Consider the following 15,779-nt stretch of genomic DNA (forward strand, 5'->3'; position numbering starts at 1 on the left):
TCAGTCGGTGATGAGATGAGAATCACAGACTCGATGATGATTGTCAACAGGTGTCAAAAAAAGGTTCTACCTGGCACTTTGTTCCCTCGATGCGCAGGCCAATCTGTTCAGTTTTACTGAACTTTGTCCACCATCATGAGCAGTGCCAAGTTCGCATACTCCTCCGCGACACTCGCACCGGGGAGCGCAGATCCTCCCCCAAACCGCAGCGGCAGCGCCCGACACAGCGCCACAACAGTCCGCGCCGTACCCGCCGGCGAGGACGTCCCAAACTGCCCCAATTCGGTAGCGGCGGTAGCAACAACTTCAAACCTCCGGGTCATGGCGTGCCGCAGGGCGACGATCCGTTCCCGACTCAATTCATCGAGCCGCCGCAACTCGGTTTCGATAACCAACGCTGGCTCCAGCCGATGAATCTGACACAGCGAAAGGGCCTCAACCATCGCTCCGAAAGCTCGCGCCGGGTCATCCCGAAAATCCGCCGCCGCGGCCTCCACGCGCCATGCCGCGTCAATCTCCAGCGCCTCACCAATGGCCGTGATCAGCTGTTTCTTGCCTTGGTGATGCCGATAGATCCCCGCGATACCCACATCTGCCGCGTCCGCAATCATCCGCATGGTTGCACCGTGGTAGCCCACTTCAGAGAAGGCCTCAACCGCCGCTTCCAACACCGGATCAAGGTCGAGCGGCCCAAACTCGCGCCACCGCTGACCAACGGACGCCAAGGATGGATCGGCGGCTACCACAGGCGCCTCGGACCGCACATCCATCAGCGCGGCAGCATCGACGCCCAGCGCGTTCGCGAGTTGGCGCAACCGATCGATCGTTACCGCGACCTTCCCGTTCTCGATAGCGCTCATTGTGCCGACGCTGACTCCGATAACCTTCGCGAGGCTGCGCAACGTTAGTCCGCGTCGGACACGCAAGAGTCGAACCGATTCCCCGACACCCAACGATTGTTCAGCCATACTGAACAGGCTAGCCGGTGCAAACAGATTCACCTGCCCGCACAACCGAACGTGCCACTTAGACTCGACACCATGACCGGCTACGACCAACGGCCGTGGCTCACGGCCTACCCGGCGGACCGTGGCCCACATTTGCGCCGCGCCTTCCCCACGGCGCTCGATATGTTCGATGCCGCTGTCACCGCAGTTCCCCATTCTCCGGCGATTCACTACTTTGATTCAACGCTCACCTGGACAGAAGTCGACCGCGCCGCAAATGCCCTCGCTTGGTTTCTCATCGCCCGCGGGTTCAGCGCGGGCGATCGCCTGGCCCTGTGCCTGCAGAACAATCCGGCGTTTGTTATCGGCGTGATCGCAGCATGGAAAGCAGGCGGGACGGCTACTCCAATCAGTCCGATGGCGACGTCCGATGAGCTGTCCGACGCCCTTGCCTCCTTCGCCCCCACCGCACTGCTCATCCTCGACGACCTGTACTCCGACCGGGCCCGCGCCGTCCTCGCCACCGGGGCAACATCAGTGCGAATCGTGGTGACTGTCTCCGCACTGGACGGGCAGACACGCGATGATGCGCGAGTCTTCGACGGAACAAGGCGCCGCAAGCCGGGCGACACGGTCGACCTGATGGCACTCATCGCGGAAGCATCCGTCGGCAGCGGACCAGCAGCGCAGCAACGGCGGGTCGGGCCGTCAGACATCGCACTCCTCGCCAGCACATCGGGTACCACGGGACCATCCAAGGGTGCCCAGATCACCCATGCGAACCTCGCGTTCAACGCACAGGTGTACCGAGACTGGACCGGATTGCGTCCGGGTGAACCAGTCCTCGCGCTCGCGCCCGTCTTCCACGTAACCGGATTGGTCGGTGCCGTCGCCACCGCATTGATTAACCAGTCGCCGCTGATCATGACCCATCGGTTTCATCCGACGGTCATCGCCGATGCCTGCCGCGAATGGCAGCCTGCGTTCTGCGTTGCGGTGATCACCGCGTACATCGCACTTGCCGGTGACCCCGACGTCAAAGCATCCGACCTTGCCTCACTTCGATTGCGGTACTCCGGTGGCGCACCGATCGAACCAGACGTCGCCGACCGACTTGAGGAACGACTCGGTGGCTACATCCACAACGTTTACGGACAGACCGAAACAACCTCGCCGTCGCATGCGGTTCCACCGGGCGTAAGCGCCCCGGTCAGCGACGATTTCGAGGTCTTATCGGTAGGAATACCAGTGTTCGACACCATCGTGCGGATCGTCGACGACGACGGCAACGACCTTCCGGTCGGCGAGATCGGCGAATTGGTGACGACCGGACCACAGGTGATCCACGGCTACTGGAACGATCCGGTCGCAACGGCCGACGCCTTCTCCGGCGGTTCTCTACGCACCGGGGACGTTGGGTTTATGGATCCAAACGGTTGGTTTTACATCGTCGACCGCAAGAAGAACATCATCAATGCCGCCGGATACAAGGTGTGGCCGTCGGAAGTCGAGCGACGATTGCAGTCGCATCCGGCCATCGCGGAGGCTGCCGTGATCGGCGTACCGGATGGGTACCGTGGCGAAACGGTGAAAGCCTTCATCGTGACCAACCCCGGTGCGACGATGACTGTGGGCGAGGTGATCGCTTACTGCCGAGATCATCTGGCGGCTTATAAGTACCCGCACGAGGTGGAGTTCGTCTCCGCGCTCCCGCGCACCGCAACCGGCAAGCTACTGCGCCGTGCCCTACGCTGATCGGGAAGACCGCACCTACCTGCGGCGTTCATGCCAGAGGCACCACGCCCCGCAGCTAGTCTCGAACCGTGATGCCCTATGTCCGCTGAGCTGATTGCGATCACGGCCCTGGGCGTCGTGCTCGCCGCCGTACTAATCGTCGTTGCCCTGCGGACCCGCCGGGTCGTCAGCACTCCGCACGAGCGCGCCGTTCACAACACGCTGCAGACTGCGGCCGTCGCCGCTCGCTCGCTCCGAAATGGCCTGACCGAAGAATCTGCGACCGCCGCCGCTGTCCCGCTGCGGACCCTGACCGGTGCCGACGGTCTCGCCCTCTACGCCGCCGACGGAACGTTCCTCGCCTACGACGGCGACATCGACCTGTGGACGCCACCGCTTCGCCGGGATGCCGCCCGCCTCGCATCCGAAGCCCTCGACAATGGCCGTCACGCGGTCCTGACAAATCCCGGGGGTGGCGTGGGCCCCACCCGCAGCCTATTGGCCGCTCCCCTGCTCTCCGACGACATCAGCGCCGGTGCGCTCGTCGTGGTCTCGCTCACCAATCCCGGCCCCGGCCGCATCGGTGCCATCACCGAAGTGGCCCGGTACGCGTCCGGGCAACTGCAGCTCGCCGAACTCGACGCCTCCCGCTCACGTCTGGATCGCGCCGAAGTGCTCGCCCTGCGCGCCCAGATCAGCCCGCACTTCATCTATAACGCCCTCAACACCATTGCCTCATTTGTCCGCACCGATCCCGAACGGGCACGCGAACTGATTCTCGACTTCGCCGACTTCACCCGCTACTCGTTCCGGGCCGCGGGTGAATACACCGTGCTGTCCGACGAACTCCGCAATATCGACCGCTATCTCACCCTCGAACGCGCCCGGTTCGGCGACGGGCTCGTGGTGAAACTCCAGGTCGCTCCCGAAGTCCTCGGCGTCGTGGTTCCATTCTTGGCATTGCAGCCCCTTGTCGAGAATGCCGTCCGCCATGGCATGGCTGGCCGACGCGACGGGACCATCTCCATCGTCGCCCGCAATGTGGGGTCCGACTGCCTCCTCAGCGTCGAAGACGACGGCGTCGGCATGGATCCCGAACTGCTGCGGACCGGGGCCATCGACGCACTCGACCCCGCTGGACCGCAGGAATCGGACGGTGCACACGTTGGACTCACCAACGTCGACCAACGACTGCGGTCCGCGTTCGGCAACGACTACGGCCTCGTTATCGAAACCGCGATCGGTGCCGGAACTAAAGTCAGCATGCGAGTTCCCAAGTTCGCGCCCGGTATCCACGTCGCACCGGCAACCAGTCGCACCCGCCCTGGCGGAGTTTCTCCGTCGAGAAACGCCCCGACCTCCGAGGAGACGAAACGATGACCGAGCTCACCGTCCTCGCAGTCGACGACGAAATCCCCGCCCTTGACGAACTGACATATCTCTTGGACCGCCACGATGCGGTCACCACCGTCTACAAGGCGTCCGACGCGACCGAAGCACTCCGCGAACTGGCCGACCATCACATCGACGCCGTATTCCTCGATATTTCAATGCCCGGCCTCTCCGGAATGGAATTGGCGTCGGTCCTTGCCAACTACACCGCACCCCCGATCATCGTGTTCGTCACCGCGCACGACGATCGAGCCGTCGAAGCCTTCGATGTCGGTGCCGTCGACTACCTGTTGAAGCCGCTGCGCAGCGAACGACTCGACCAAGCGCTGGTCCGCATCGTGGCGGCCCTCAATAACGGTGCCGAGCCCGCCGCTGCCACCGAACCGGACGAGCCCGCCGACGACGTAATCCCCGTCGAACTCGGAGGCGTCACATCACTCGTGCAGCGCGATTCGATCTCGTGGATCGAGGCCGTTGGCGACTACGCCCGCCTGCACACCGACACTGGGTCTTATCTGGTGCGCGTCACCCTTTCGACTCTCGAATCTCGTTGGCGACGAGCAGGATTCGCACGCGTACACCGCTCGTACCTGGTTTCGCTACCGATGGTCGTCGGGCTGCGCTCAGCGGGCACCACGACGATGGTGCGTGTCCGAGCCAACGGACGATCACCGGCGGTGGAACTCCCCGTCAGTCGACGCCAGGTCCGAGAACTCAAAGACCGACTCGTCCGCGATCCGCTCCGCACCTTCCGCGCCCCGAGGGCCGAGGGCGGCGACTAGCCTCATGTCCCCCAGAGAGTCGGGCTCCGATTCCGCCCGCGACCGCGCCGGCCAACGCGAACGCGTCGTCTTGTCTCAACGTCGCGGTGCCCGCGTTGTTCGCACTCGAGTAGAAGTTGCCGAACAGACCGACATTGGTGAGCATTTGGTCCGCGGCCTCGTTCGCGCCCAACTGGGACTGTCGTTGCGGTTGGGGCTGGCGGTACTCGCAATTTTCGCGGCGATTCCCCTCATCGGCGCCACCGTCAAACCGTTCAGCCATGCGACCGTGTTCGGGTGGCCACTCAACTGGCTAATCCTGGGACTGTTGCCGTTACCCCTGCTGTACCTGGCGGGCCGCCTCTACATCCGGCTCGCCGAGCAGGCCGAACGCGACTTCGTCCGGCTCGTCGACGGGGATACCAACGACGGGGACACCAACAACGGGGACACTAACGGCGCCGACCCTAACGGCGGGGACAGCAGCGGGAACAGTTACGACCCGAATCGGGACGGGCAGGGACCAGCCCGATGATGACCGATCACGTTTCGGCCCTCACCGTCGTCGCCATCCTTCTCGCGGCCCTGGGCACCGTTGCGGTCGGTGCCTACGGCGGTCGTGGGGCGCGCTCCACCTCCGACTTTCTCGTGGCTTCCCGCAGCATCGGACCCGGCTGGAACGCGGCCGCCATCGCGGGCGAATACCTGTCGGCGGCGTCGTTCCTCGGCGTTGCTGGCCTGGTCGCCAAATACGGTGCAGATGCCCTCTGGTATCCGATCGGCTTCACCGCCGGCTACCTGTCGCTGCTGCTGTTCGTGTCCGCGCCCTTGCGCCGTTCGGGCGCGTACACCGTGCCGGATTTCGCCGAGTTCCGCCTCGGATCAGTCCGCGCTCGCAAAGCCGCCATGGCCGTCGTCATCGTTATCTGCGTCCTCTACCTGGTTCCGCAATTGCAAGGGGCCGGGCTGACGTTGCAGATCCTGCTGCACATTCCGCCGTGGGTGGGAATCGTCGCGACGGGACTGCTGGTGATCGTCAACGTGGTCGGCGCAGGCATGCGATCGGTGACTTTCGCCCAGGCCATCCAGTACTGGCTCAAACTGACCGCCGTCGCTATCCCGGTGATCGTGCTCGGTGCCATTTTCCTCAACAGCCCGCAACGGATCGGCGACCCACTGCCGCCGCGAGTGCACACCGAAACCACCGTCCGCATCGACACCCCCGTCGACGTATCAGTCACCGATCCGGTCGGCGTCCGCGTCACCGGGACCGTCGACGATGTCGTCGTCGCGAACGCACCCCTGACTGCGGGGATGCACCAACTCAGTCGCGGCTCCGTCATCGACCTCGACGCCGGAGCCGCCACCCCCGTCGTTGCCGGAGCCCCGCAGACAGGGTCGGCGTGGATGACATCCGGCGGCGGCCTCGGCGGCGGCCATCCCCTGTACCAGGTGTTGTCGCTGATCATCGCGACATTCCTTGGCGCGATGGGCCTGCCGCATGTGCTGGTCCGGTTCTACACCAACCCAGACGGTAGGGCCGCACGTCGTACCGCGTTGAACGTGATCGCCGCGCTGTCGGTGTTTTATTTCTTCCCCACGGTGCTCGGTGTCTTAGCTCGGGTGTGGGTTCCGCAACTTCTCGCAACGGGCACCGCAGACGCTTCGGTGCTCCTGCTGCCGTCGTCCGCTACCGGAGGCATCCTCGCGATCGGGCTGTCGGCGCTCGTCGCAGCCGGCGCTATGGCCGCGTTCCTGGCCACGTCGTCGGGCCTACTCGTCAGCATCGCGGGCGTCATGTCGACCGACTTGATGCCCGCCGGAGTCCGTTCCTTTCGGATCTGCGCGCTGATTGGCGGCACCATCCCGATCGGCATAGCCCTCGGTGCGGGCAGCCTGGAATTGTCCCGATCAGTCGGCCTCGTGTTCGCGGTGTCCGCGTCCACCCTGTGCCCACTTCTGGTCCTCGGTATCTGGTGGCGGGGCCTCACCGCAGTCGGCGCGATCAGCGGACTGGCCATCGGCGCTATCACCTCGGCGGTCGCCGTCGGCATTTCCGTCACCGGAATCATCACCGACGACGACGGCTGGCTCGCCGTCATTGCCAGTTACCCCGCTGCGGTAACGGTACCCCTCACGTTCGCAACAATGGTGCTGGTCAGCCTAGTGACCCGCGCTCGCATCCCAGCGGGCACCGCTGGCGCTTTCGCCCGCATGCACGTGCCCGAACGGCTTGGCCTGGGCGTCGAACGGACGCCGTAGCCGACAAAATGCGTCACCGTTCGTCCTCCAGCACGCACCGTTAATCGCACGAGGCCCCCAGTCCGTCGCCTCAATCACAGATCGCTTTAGTTGTGACCGTCCTCTCACTCATGCTTTGAAGCAGTTTGTACTGCCAGTCCACTTCAGAGAAGGAGCGATCGTGACCACCACAGATCAAGCCGCGGACGCGAATGTGAGTCCGTCGCAGGACGCATTCCTCGCCGCGCAAGCCAGTCCGGAGTTTGCGCAACTGCGCAAGACCCTGACCCGGTTCGTATTCCCGATGACGGTCTTCTTCCTCCTTTGGTACTTCACCTACGTCATCCTCGGCGCTTTCGCCCACGACTTCATGGGCACTCCCGTGTGGGGCAACATCAACGTCGGGCTCCTGCTGGGTTTGCTGCAGTTCGTCACCACATTCGGCATTACCTTCCTGTACGTCCGCTTCGCGGGACGTGATCTGGACCCCAAGGCAGAAGTGGTTCGTGACAACTTCGCCAACGGCACCTACGCCCGCGAAGCAGGTGAGATCGCGTGACCACCAACGTGTTGGCCGAATCCAACGTCGGTAACCCGACCATCAATATCGCCATCTTCATTGCCTTCGTCGCCGTAACCATGGTTGTCGTGATTCGCGCCAACCGGAAGAATGCCTCCGCCTCCGAGTTCTTCACCGCCGGTGGCGGTTTCACCGGGCCGCAGAACGGCGTCGCTATCGCGGGTGACTACCTGTCGGCCGCCAGCTTCCTAGGCATCGCGGGCGCTGTCGCCGTCTACGGCTACGACGGCTTCCTCTACTCAATCGGTTTCCTGGTCGCCTGGCTGGTCGCACTCCTGCTGGTCGCCGAACTCCTCCGAAATACGGGCCGGTTCACGATGGCCGACGTCCTGAGCTTCCGACTCCATGAGCGCCCCGTCCGCATGGCGGCCGCACTGTCGACGCTCGTCGTCTCGCTGTTCTACTTGCTGGCACAGATGGCGGGTGCCGGTGGCCTCGTCGCGCTGCTGCTCAACATCCACGACCGCACCGGTCAGTCCATCGTGATCGCCATCGTTGGCGTCCTGATGATCGCTTACGTTCTCATCGGCGGCATGAAGGGCACCACCTGGGTGCAGATCATCAAGGCTGTCCTGCTGATTATCGGTGCCGGCGTCATGACGTTCCTGGTGCTCGCCAAGTTTGGCTTCAATATGTCGACCATCATGGGCGACGCGCAGTCCGCGATGAGCGGATCGTCGGACGCCAAGACTGCCGCTCGCGACGTTCTCGCTCCCGGCGCGCAGTACGGCGGGTCGGTGACCTCACAGATCAACTTCCTGTCGCTCGGCCTGGCTCTGGTCCTCGGTACCGCAGGACTGCCGCACGTCCTGATGCGCTTCTACACGGTTCCGACCGCCAAGGAAGCCCGCCGTTCGGTGGTCTGGGCGATCTCGCTGATCGGTGCGTTCTACCTGTTCACGCTGGTTCTCGGCTACGGTGCCGCGGCGCTGGTCGGACCGGACCGCATCATGGCTGCCGCGGGCAAGGAAAATGCGGCCGCACCGCTGCTGGCTCTCGAACTCGGTGGCACCGTTTTGCTGGGCGTGATCTCGGCCGTCGCCTTCGCAACGATCCTGGCGGTTGTCGCTGGTTTGGCCATCACCGCCTCGGCGTCGTTCGCCCACGATATTTACGCCTCGGTGATCAAGCGCGGCACGGCGAGCGAAGACGATCAGGTGCGCGTCTCACGCCAGTGCATTGTGGTCCTTGGCGTGCTGAGCATCATCTTGGGCATTCTCGCCAACGGCCAGAACATTGCCTTCCTGGTGGCGCTGGCGTTCGCCGTCGCCGCGTCGGCAAACCTGCCGACCATCCTGTACTCGCTGTACTGGAAGCGCTTCAACACTCGTGGCGCCCTGTGGAGCATGTACGGCGGTCTCGCCTCGTGCATCCTCTTGATCATCTTCTCGCCCGCCGTCTCCGGTGGACCGAAGGCCATGATCCCGAGTGCCGATTTCGCGTGGTTCCCGCTGTCGAACCCCGGCATCATTTCCATCCCGCTGGCCTTCATCCTCGGCATCGTCGGCACGCTGTCGTCGAAGGATCATGGCGAACCCGGCCGCAACGCCGAAATGGAAGTCCGCTCCCTCACCGGCGTCGGCGCGGAAGGAGCCCTCTCCCACTAGGAGTGCCACTCGCCTTCACGTTCTCGCATGATGCGTTGATTCCCGCACTACGTCAGACGTAGTGCGGGAATTGACGCATCATGCGAGAACAGGAGGAGCGGAGCGACGGTGGGGCTAGTCCTGAATCCGCGCGAACGGCTTCGCCGCCTCGAGTTCGAACGCCAATTCCAGCAAGGTTCGTTCGTCGCCGAGGTCGGACGAGAAGTGGATGCCCACCGGGACGCCGTTGGAACCCTGGCCGAGCGGCACCGTGATGGCGGGACCGCCGCTGGTGTTGTTGGCGGGAGTGAAGGCCACGTAGTCGATGAGGCGCGCGAAAATCTCGTCGAAGTCGCCGCTCGGATCCAGGTGGCCAATCTCCGGGACCGCATGTGCGAGGGTCGGCGACAAGACGACGTCGAAGTTGTCGAAAATCGCGTGGAAGGCCTTGTTCGCGCGCTTCAGCCCCATGATCGAGCTCGGCAAGCGGTAGAAGCGCTTCATGAACCGCGACGACAGTCCCTTCGTGAACGGATCCACCTTCGACCGGTCGAAACCCTTTCCAATCGACTGCGCACCCAGCCGTTCAATACCGAACGCCATCAGCGCCCAGTAGTCGGTGAACTGGTTGATGTAGGCCCGGTCAATCGGCATCGGAATCGTCGTCACCCGGTGGCCCAACGACTCCAACAGTTCGACGGTGGCATCCAACGCGCGGCTCGTATCCGCATCCAACAGGCGGCCCGTCAGCGGCGCATTCAACATCGCGACCCGCAACCGTTTGGTTCCCGGACCTTCGACGAGCCCGATCGGCGGCAACGAATCCACCCGACGTTGACGTTCCAGGTCGGCAAAATAATGCGCCGTGTCGCGAACCGTGCGGGTCAAAACGCCATTGCTGACCAGGTCGATCGGCATGCCCTTCATCTGCGCAGACTGCGCTACCCGACCTCGGGTCGGCTTCAATCCGACGAGCCCACACGCCGCGGCCGGAATCCGAATGGAGCCGCCACCGTCGTTGCCGTGCGCGATGGGCACCGCACCCGACGCCACCAACGCTGCCGCCCCGCCCGACGACGCCCCGGACGAGAAATCGGTGTTCCACGGATTCCGCGTCGGAGCCCGGTCCGCAAACTCCGTTGTCGCCGTCAACCCGAACGCCGGCATTGTCGTCGCCCCCAGAATGTTCAACCCCGTCGCGACCAGTTCGTCGGCAACCGGTTCGTTCGCCGCAGCAGGTACGACCGCCGGCGCGGCCGACCCGTACAACGTGGGGATGCCCTCAAACTGGGTGTTGTTTTTGATCAACGACGGCACGCCGGCGAAAGCGCCGCCGAAGTCTCCCGTTGCCGCGCGTGTGAGGGCCCGCTCGCGGTCGTCGTAGGCCACCGCCCCGAGGGTGGGTTCGACGACATCGATCCGGGCCAGCGCGGCTTTTGCCGCCTCGGTCGGCGAGATTTCTCCCGCCGCGATCGATTGGGCAACACCTACGGCATCGAGCTCGCCCAGGCAATCATCGGTGAACGCATGCACATGCAACATGGCGCTCACCGTAACCGACAGGCGCCCCGCGGAACGGGCAAGGCTGTACGGCGACACACATCAACAGGTAAGACTACTGACATGCAGTTGCAATTCACACCAGAAGAAGAAGCCTTCCGCCAGGAACTCCGGACGTACTTCACGACCGAGATTCCGGCGGAGATCCGTGAGCGATCCAAGGCAGGGGCCCTTAATTACCCGGACGATCTGATCACCACGACTCAGGCTCTCAACAAGGGTGGCTACGCCGTCCCGCACTGGCCGGTCGAATGGGGCGGTCAAGATTGGACGCCGATCCAGCACCACATTTGGCGCGAAGAGATGGCGTTGAACTTTGTGCCCGACCTTCTGCCGTTCAACGCGGGCATGGTGGGCCCGGTGATCGCCGCATTCGGTTCACAGAAGCTGAAAGAAGAGTTCCTCCCGAAGACCGCGAACCTCGACATCTGGTGGTGCCAAGGATTCTCCGAGCCCGAAGCCGGCTCCGACCTGGCGTCTCTGAAGACGCGCGCCGTTCGCGACGGCGATCATTACATCATCAACGGACAGAAGACGTGGACCACGCTCGGTCAGTTCGCCGAGTGGATTTTCTGCCTCGCCCGCACCGATCCGGACGCCAAGAAGCAGGCAGGTATTAGCTTCTTCCTGTTCCGGATGGATAGTCCCGGCGTGGAATTGCGACCCATCCAGCTAATTGACGGCAGCTATGAGGTCAACGAGGTCTTCTTCGACAACGTGCGCGTCCCGGCCGAGTACATGGTCGGCGAGGAGAACATTGGTTGGACGATCGCCAAGTTCCTCTTGGGCAACGAGCGGTCCGGCATCGCCCGCATCGGGTGGACCAAGACGAAGGTTGCACAAGCCAAGGAATTGGCCAAGGCCACCCGCACCCCGCAGGGAACCCTGCTCGACGACCCGCTGTTCGCCGCCCGTCTCGCGGCCCTGGAGAACGAGCTCCTGGCGCTCGAGGTGACGCAGTTGCGGGTGGTCGCCGGATCGAGCGACGGTAAGCCGAACCCGGCGTCGTCGTTGCTGAAGCTCCGCGGCTCGGAGTTGCAGCAGGCCGCCACCGAGTTGCTTGCCGACATCGCGGGCCCGGACTCCCTCCCGGTTTCCGGCATCGACGGTGCCGACGAGCCAGCAGACATTTCGAGCCCCGACTGGGCACAGCGAGCAACGCCGCAGTACCTCAACTACCGCAAGGTGACGATCTACGGCGGGTCATCGGAAGTGCAGCGTCAGATCATCGATAAGGCCGTGCTCGGCCTGTAATTGCGGCTGCCGCCGACCAGACTTGAGTTAAGGATTACCCATGGAATTTGAACTTTCCGAAGAACAGGTCATGCTGCGCGACACCGTTCGCGAAGTACTGACCAAGAAGTACGACATTGAGACCCTGCGCGCCGTCACCGACACCGAACTCGGCTGGGATCGCGGCGTGTGGAACTCGCTCGCCGAGATCGGCATCTTGGGCTTGGTGTTCGACGAGGCCGATGGCGGCACCGGTGCCGGAGCCGAAGAACTCGCCCCCGTCATGGAGGAGTTTGGTGCGTCGATCGCGCCCGAACCGTTCCTCGACGCGGTGGTGGTGCCCGGCCTCCTGGTCGCCAAGACGGCCGACGCCGATGTCCGCGCCGACATCGTCGGGGGCCTCTCGTCGGGCGAGCGTCTGTTGGCTTTTGCCCATCACGAGAACGGCGACCGCTGGCCGTCGTATGCCGTCGAAACGGCCTTCGCGAATGGCGCTCTGACCGGAACCAAGTCGTTGGTCCCGGCAGGCCATTCTGCCGACACGCTGGTGGTTTCGGCGCGCGATGAGGCCGGGGAAGTTGGCCTCTACTTGGTCGACGCCGCTGCCGATGGCGTTTCCCGCACTGGCTACCGCACCCACGACCGTCGCCGTGGCGCACAAATTACCTTCGACGGCGCTGCCGCCACTCGCCTCGGTTCGGGCGATGCAACCGCCGTCATCAACGACGTCGAGGTCTACACCCAAGCCGCCTTGACGGCGGAATCTGTGGGCGCGATGCGCTCGTGCCTGACGATGACCACCGAATACCTCAAGACCCGCAAGCAGTTCGGTGTCACGCTCTCGACTTTCCAGGCCCTGACGCACCGCGCCGCCGACATGTACGTGTCGCTGGAATTGGCCAGCAGCCTGAGCGTTTTCGCGACGGCGGCACTGTCCGACGACCGCTTCGATCCGACGATTGCCTCGCGTGCCCGGTTGCAAGCCGCACGCTCGGGAAAGCACATCGGAGAGGAAGCTATCCAGATGCACGGCGGTATCGGCATGACCGCCGAGTACCCGGTGGCGCACTACGTGAGCAGGTTGACCGCGATCAGTCACACGCTGGGCGATGCGGACAGTCATCTGCAGCGCCTGTCGGGTGCGGTCGCCGACTACGACATGGTGGTCGTCGAGTAACCGCGCTTGCCAGCCACCCTAGAAGGTGTGACCTTGCGTCACATGCACTAGAGTGACCGGCAGCACTGTTCCGTAACGCGCGGGACGCACTTGCCGTCTGTGGGACGGCAACCGCCAAGGAGGAAACTATGGCTACAACTCTGATCGAAGACTCCGTCGAAATCGCGGCCACGCCGGAACAGGTTTGGTCGGTCATCAGCGATCTGCGCCGCATGGGCGAGTGGAGTCCGCAGTGCAAGAAGATGTTTATCTTCGGCGGCGACGTGAAGTTGGGCACCAAGACGTTCAACATCAACCGCAGCGGCGCCCTCGTATGGCCGACGCGGTCGAAGGTCGTCACCTTCAAGCCGAACGAAGAGCTTGCTTTCAAGATCGCCGAAAACAAGACCGTGTGGGCTTTCAAGATCACCCCGACCGACGCCGGCGTGCAGCTGACCGAAAGCCGCACTGCGGCGGGCGGCCAGACCACAAAGCTGTCATCGACCCTGGTAGACAAGGTTTTCGGAGGCGAAACCTCTTTTGAGGCCGAGCTCGCCGAGGGGATCCGCGAGACGCTCGGCAAGATCAAGCGCGCCGCCCAGGCATAGTCGCTTCCTGCCAGAGTTTTCCCCGCTCAGCACCGGCGGTGGTCGCCTGCGACCCCGTCAACGCCGGGCGGGGAAAACTATTTTCGTGACCAGCGGTAGGCCACACGATGCGGTGCTCGCCCCGCGGGCGATTAAACTCGACACCACTACCGCCAAGCCCGATTACCTCGGGACGGCGACCTCTATCTAGGAGTGCAGAACCGGTGGCTCGACGTCCCGCCCAACCCGACGACCGCGAAGGCCTTGCCCACCTCGTCGACCTGTTTCGCGAAACGGTCCCGCCACTGCACCCGAAGGGACTCCCCTTCGTCGTCGGACCGGCCGCAGTCGCGGTCCTCGGCCGCAAGCACCCCTGGATTTCGCGTCCCGCCATGGCCCTTGCGGGCGCATCGGCCCTGTTTTTTCGCCACCCCAGCCGCGTACCTCCGACCGGCGACGGCCTCGTCGTAGCACCGGGCGACGGCACCATCGCTCTCGTCGACGAGGCGATCCCGATGCCCGAACTGGGCCTCGGCGACAAACCGCTCCCCCGCGTTTCTACCTTCCTGTCGGTATTCGACGTCCACGTTCAGCGAGTCCCGATCTCGGGCCGAGTCCTGTCCGTGCAGCACACCCCCGGCAAGTTCCTCTCAGCCGACCTGCCGGAAGCAAGCAGCGAAAACGAACGCACCGCGATGACCATCGCGGCTGGTGCCGACGCATCCGGCCCCCGGGTCGGTGTCGTGCAGATCGCCGGACTGATCGCTCGACGCATCGTCTGCGACCCGGCGCCCGGTGACCAGCTGACGATCGGCGACACCTACGGTCTCATCCGATTCGGCTCCCGCGTCGACGTGTACTTCCCGGAAGGCACCGAACTGAAGGTGACCGTCGGACAGCGCGCCGTTGGTGCCGAAACCATCCTGGGACAGCTGCCTGCAGTGCAGAAGTCGGGACGCTGATGGCCCGCATCCGGGCCCTGCGCAGCCCTTCGGTGACCCCGCGCAAGCGTTCGTTGCGCCGTACCGTAGACAACTCGCTGTCCGACCCCACCGCCTCTTCGGACCCCAGATCGGCACGCTCACGCGCCTCCCGATCGGCCCGCGCCGGCCGGATGATCGTGCCGTCGACGCTGACCATCCTCGCGATCTGCGCTGGCCTGACTGCCGTGCGGTCCGCCGACGTCGGCCAGGTTGACCTCGCGATGGGACTGCTGGTGCTAGCCGCGGTCTTTGACGGCCTCGACGGCCGCGTGGCTCGGCTGATGGATGCGTCAACCAAGATCGGTGCCGAAGTCGACTCGCTCGCCGATGCGATCAACTTCGGTGTCGCGCCCGCGCTAATCGTGTACGCAGTCGTGCTCCGTGACGCATCGTCGTCGGCGGCCCAAGACTTCGGCTGGATCTTGGCACTCCTGTATTGCGTGGCCATCGTGCTGCGGCTCGCCAGGTTCAACACCCTGCTCGACGACGACAACGCGCCCAGATACACGAAGGACTACTTCGTCGGCGTTCCGGCTCCGGCCGCCGCCGTCATGGCCCTGTTGCCGATCGGCCTCGAGCAGCATTTCGGGAGCGGATGGTGGTCGTCCGTGCCCGCCGTCGGCGCGTGGATGGTGTTTATCGGACTCCTCGCCGTTAGCCGCGTCCCGACGCTGTCGCTGAAGGGCGCCAATATTCGCCCCAGCGCGCTGGCCGGCATTCTCTTCATCGTCGCCGCAGCCGCCGCCCTGCTCTTCACCTTCCCCTACCTGCTGATGATCATCATCGTGGTGGTTTATCTGGTGCACATTCCGTTCGCGTGGCGCACCCAACGGTGGGCCGCCGCACACCCCGAGCACTGGGAAGCACCGGCCCGCGACCGGCGCCTACAACGCCGTGACGAACGCAGGCAGGCCGTCGCGGCCGGAACCCGCCGTCGCGGTATGCCCGCGCGCGGCGGTCGTGCCCCGTCAACGGCGCGTCTGGGTCTGCGGCGCCCGCAGGGCCCACCCGAGGACTGA

14 protein-coding genes are annotated in these 15,779 nt (G+C 64.3%); 12 read left to right on the top strand and 2 right to left on the bottom strand.

The genetic code is table 11. The annotated features are described in order from the left end of the window. Nucleotides 1-113 precede the first annotated feature (113 nt). Nucleotides 114-968, bottom strand: a complete 855-nt coding sequence (locus tag AC1L34_RS12185) for a TetR family transcriptional regulator (protein WP_480034808.1) — start codon at nt 966-968, stop codon at nt 114-116. 72 nt (nt 969-1,040) lie between these two features. Between AC1L34_RS12185 and AC1L34_RS12190 the strand changes: the two genes are divergently transcribed. The 7 genes from AC1L34_RS12190 (at nt 1,041) to AC1L34_RS12220 (ending at nt 9,262) form a co-directional block, all read left to right on the top strand. Then, nucleotides 1,041-2,702 carry a class I adenylate-forming enzyme family protein gene (locus tag AC1L34_RS12190; protein WP_424297572.1) on the top strand — a complete coding sequence of 554 codons (1,662 nt, stop codon included), beginning with the start codon at nt 1,041-1,043 and terminating at the stop codon, nt 2,700-2,702. 78 nt (nt 2,703-2,780) lie between these two features. Next, complete coding sequence (locus tag AC1L34_RS12195; RefSeq protein WP_424297574.1) at nt 2,781-4,061, top strand: sensor histidine kinase; 1,281 nt, start codon at nt 2,781-2,783, stop codon at nt 4,059-4,061. Next, a complete protein-coding gene (locus tag AC1L34_RS12200; protein ID WP_424297576.1) occupies nt 4,058-4,855 on the top strand; it encodes a LytR/AlgR family response regulator transcription factor in 798 nt (265 codons plus the stop codon). Before AC1L34_RS12195 ends, AC1L34_RS12200 begins: the two co-directional genes overlap by 4 nt. Nucleotides 4,856-4,859: 4 nt before the next feature. Then, nucleotides 4,860-5,369 (top strand): hypothetical protein, encoded by a 510-nt coding sequence (locus tag AC1L34_RS12205; protein WP_424297578.1) that lies wholly within the window; start codon nt 4,860-4,862, stop codon nt 5,367-5,369. Next, nucleotides 5,369-7,096, top strand: coding sequence for a sodium/solute symporter (locus AC1L34_RS12210; RefSeq protein ID WP_424297591.1), 1,728 nt, complete (start codon nt 5,369-5,371; stop codon nt 7,094-7,096). The genes AC1L34_RS12205 and AC1L34_RS12210 overlap by 1 nt, the downstream gene beginning before the upstream one ends. 160 nt (nt 7,097-7,256) lie before the next feature. Continuing rightward, nucleotides 7,257-7,634, top strand: a complete 378-nt coding sequence (locus AC1L34_RS12215; protein ID WP_424297579.1) for a DUF485 domain-containing protein — start codon at nt 7,257-7,259, stop codon at nt 7,632-7,634. Then, nucleotides 7,631-9,262 (top strand): solute symporter family protein, encoded by a 1,632-nt coding sequence (locus tag AC1L34_RS12220; protein WP_480034809.1) that lies wholly within the window; start codon nt 7,631-7,633, stop codon nt 9,260-9,262. The genes AC1L34_RS12215 and AC1L34_RS12220 overlap by 4 nt, the downstream gene beginning before the upstream one ends. A 114-nt stretch (nt 9,263-9,376) precedes the next feature. On the opposite strand, the gene AC1L34_RS12225 is transcribed toward AC1L34_RS12220, so the two are convergent. Further along, the gene (locus tag AC1L34_RS12225) at nt 9,377-10,783 is read right to left on the bottom strand and encodes an amidase (RefSeq protein ID WP_480034810.1); all 1,407 of its coding nucleotides are present in this window, start codon (nt 10,781-10,783) and stop codon (nt 9,377-9,379) included. Between the two features lie 81 nt (nt 10,784-10,864). On the opposite strand from AC1L34_RS12225, the gene AC1L34_RS12230 reads away from it, so the two are divergent. The 5 genes from AC1L34_RS12230 to AC1L34_RS12250 all read left to right on the top strand — a co-directional run bounded on the left by AC1L34_RS12230 (nt 10,865) and on the right by AC1L34_RS12250 (nt 15,779). Next, nucleotides 10,865-12,055 carry an acyl-CoA dehydrogenase family protein gene (locus AC1L34_RS12230; protein ID WP_424297585.1) on the top strand — a complete coding sequence of 397 codons (1,191 nt, stop codon included), beginning with the start codon at nt 10,865-10,867 and terminating at the stop codon, nt 12,053-12,055. 40 nt (nt 12,056-12,095) lie between these two features. Next, entirely contained in the window at nt 12,096-13,211 is a 1,116-nt protein-coding gene (locus AC1L34_RS12235; RefSeq protein WP_424297587.1) for an acyl-CoA dehydrogenase family protein, read from the top strand. A 128-nt stretch (nt 13,212-13,339) separates the two neighbouring features. Continuing rightward, nucleotides 13,340-13,798 carry an SRPBCC family protein gene (locus AC1L34_RS12240; protein ID WP_424322860.1) on the top strand — a complete coding sequence of 153 codons (459 nt, stop codon included), beginning with the start codon at nt 13,340-13,342 and terminating at the stop codon, nt 13,796-13,798. A gap of 203 nt (nt 13,799-14,001) precedes the next feature. Beyond that, nucleotides 14,002-14,739 (top strand): phosphatidylserine decarboxylase, encoded by a 738-nt coding sequence (locus tag AC1L34_RS12245; protein ID WP_424294776.1) that lies wholly within the window; start codon nt 14,002-14,004, stop codon nt 14,737-14,739. Continuing rightward, nucleotides 14,739-15,779, top strand: a complete 1,041-nt coding sequence (locus AC1L34_RS12250; RefSeq protein WP_424294774.1) for a CDP-alcohol phosphatidyltransferase family protein — start codon at nt 14,739-14,741, stop codon at nt 15,777-15,779. The genes AC1L34_RS12245 and AC1L34_RS12250 overlap by 1 nt, the downstream gene beginning before the upstream one ends.

It is taken from the genome of Gordonia sp. 34D, from assembly GCF_056682775.1.

What these genes read in the sequence shown, in the direction of transcription:
- AC1L34_RS12190 (WP_424297572.1), top strand. Translation starts at nt 1,041, where the DNA reads ATGACCGGCTACGACCAACGGCCGTGGCTCACGGCCTACCCGGCGGAC.
- AC1L34_RS12225 (WP_480034810.1), bottom strand. Translation starts at nt 10,783, where the DNA reads ATGTTGCATGTGCATGCGTTCACCGATGATTGCCTGGGCGAGCTCGAT.
- AC1L34_RS12240 (WP_424322860.1), top strand. Translation starts at nt 13,340, where the DNA reads ATGGCTACAACTCTGATCGAAGACTCCGTCGAAATCGCGGCCACGCCG.
- AC1L34_RS12210 (WP_424297591.1), top strand. Translation starts at nt 5,369, where the DNA reads ATGACCGATCACGTTTCGGCCCTCACCGTCGTCGCCATCCTTCTCGCG.
- AC1L34_RS12235 (WP_424297587.1), top strand. Translation starts at nt 12,096, where the DNA reads ATGGAATTTGAACTTTCCGAAGAACAGGTCATGCTGCGCGACACCGTT.
- AC1L34_RS12230 (WP_424297585.1), top strand. Translation starts at nt 10,865, where the DNA reads ATGCAGTTGCAATTCACACCAGAAGAAGAAGCCTTCCGCCAGGAACTC.
- AC1L34_RS12195 (WP_424297574.1), top strand. Translation starts at nt 2,781, where the DNA reads ATGTCCGCTGAGCTGATTGCGATCACGGCCCTGGGCGTCGTGCTCGCC.
- AC1L34_RS12205 (WP_424297578.1), top strand. Translation starts at nt 4,860, where the DNA reads ATGTCCCCCAGAGAGTCGGGCTCCGATTCCGCCCGCGACCGCGCCGGC.
- AC1L34_RS12250 (WP_424294774.1), top strand. Translation starts at nt 14,739, where the DNA reads ATGGCCCGCATCCGGGCCCTGCGCAGCCCTTCGGTGACCCCGCGCAAG.
- AC1L34_RS12200 (WP_424297576.1), top strand. Translation starts at nt 4,058, where the DNA reads ATGACCGAGCTCACCGTCCTCGCAGTCGACGACGAAATCCCCGCCCTT.
- AC1L34_RS12185 (WP_480034808.1), bottom strand. Translation starts at nt 968, where the DNA reads ATGGCTGAACAATCGTTGGGTGTCGGGGAATCGGTTCGACTCTTGCGT.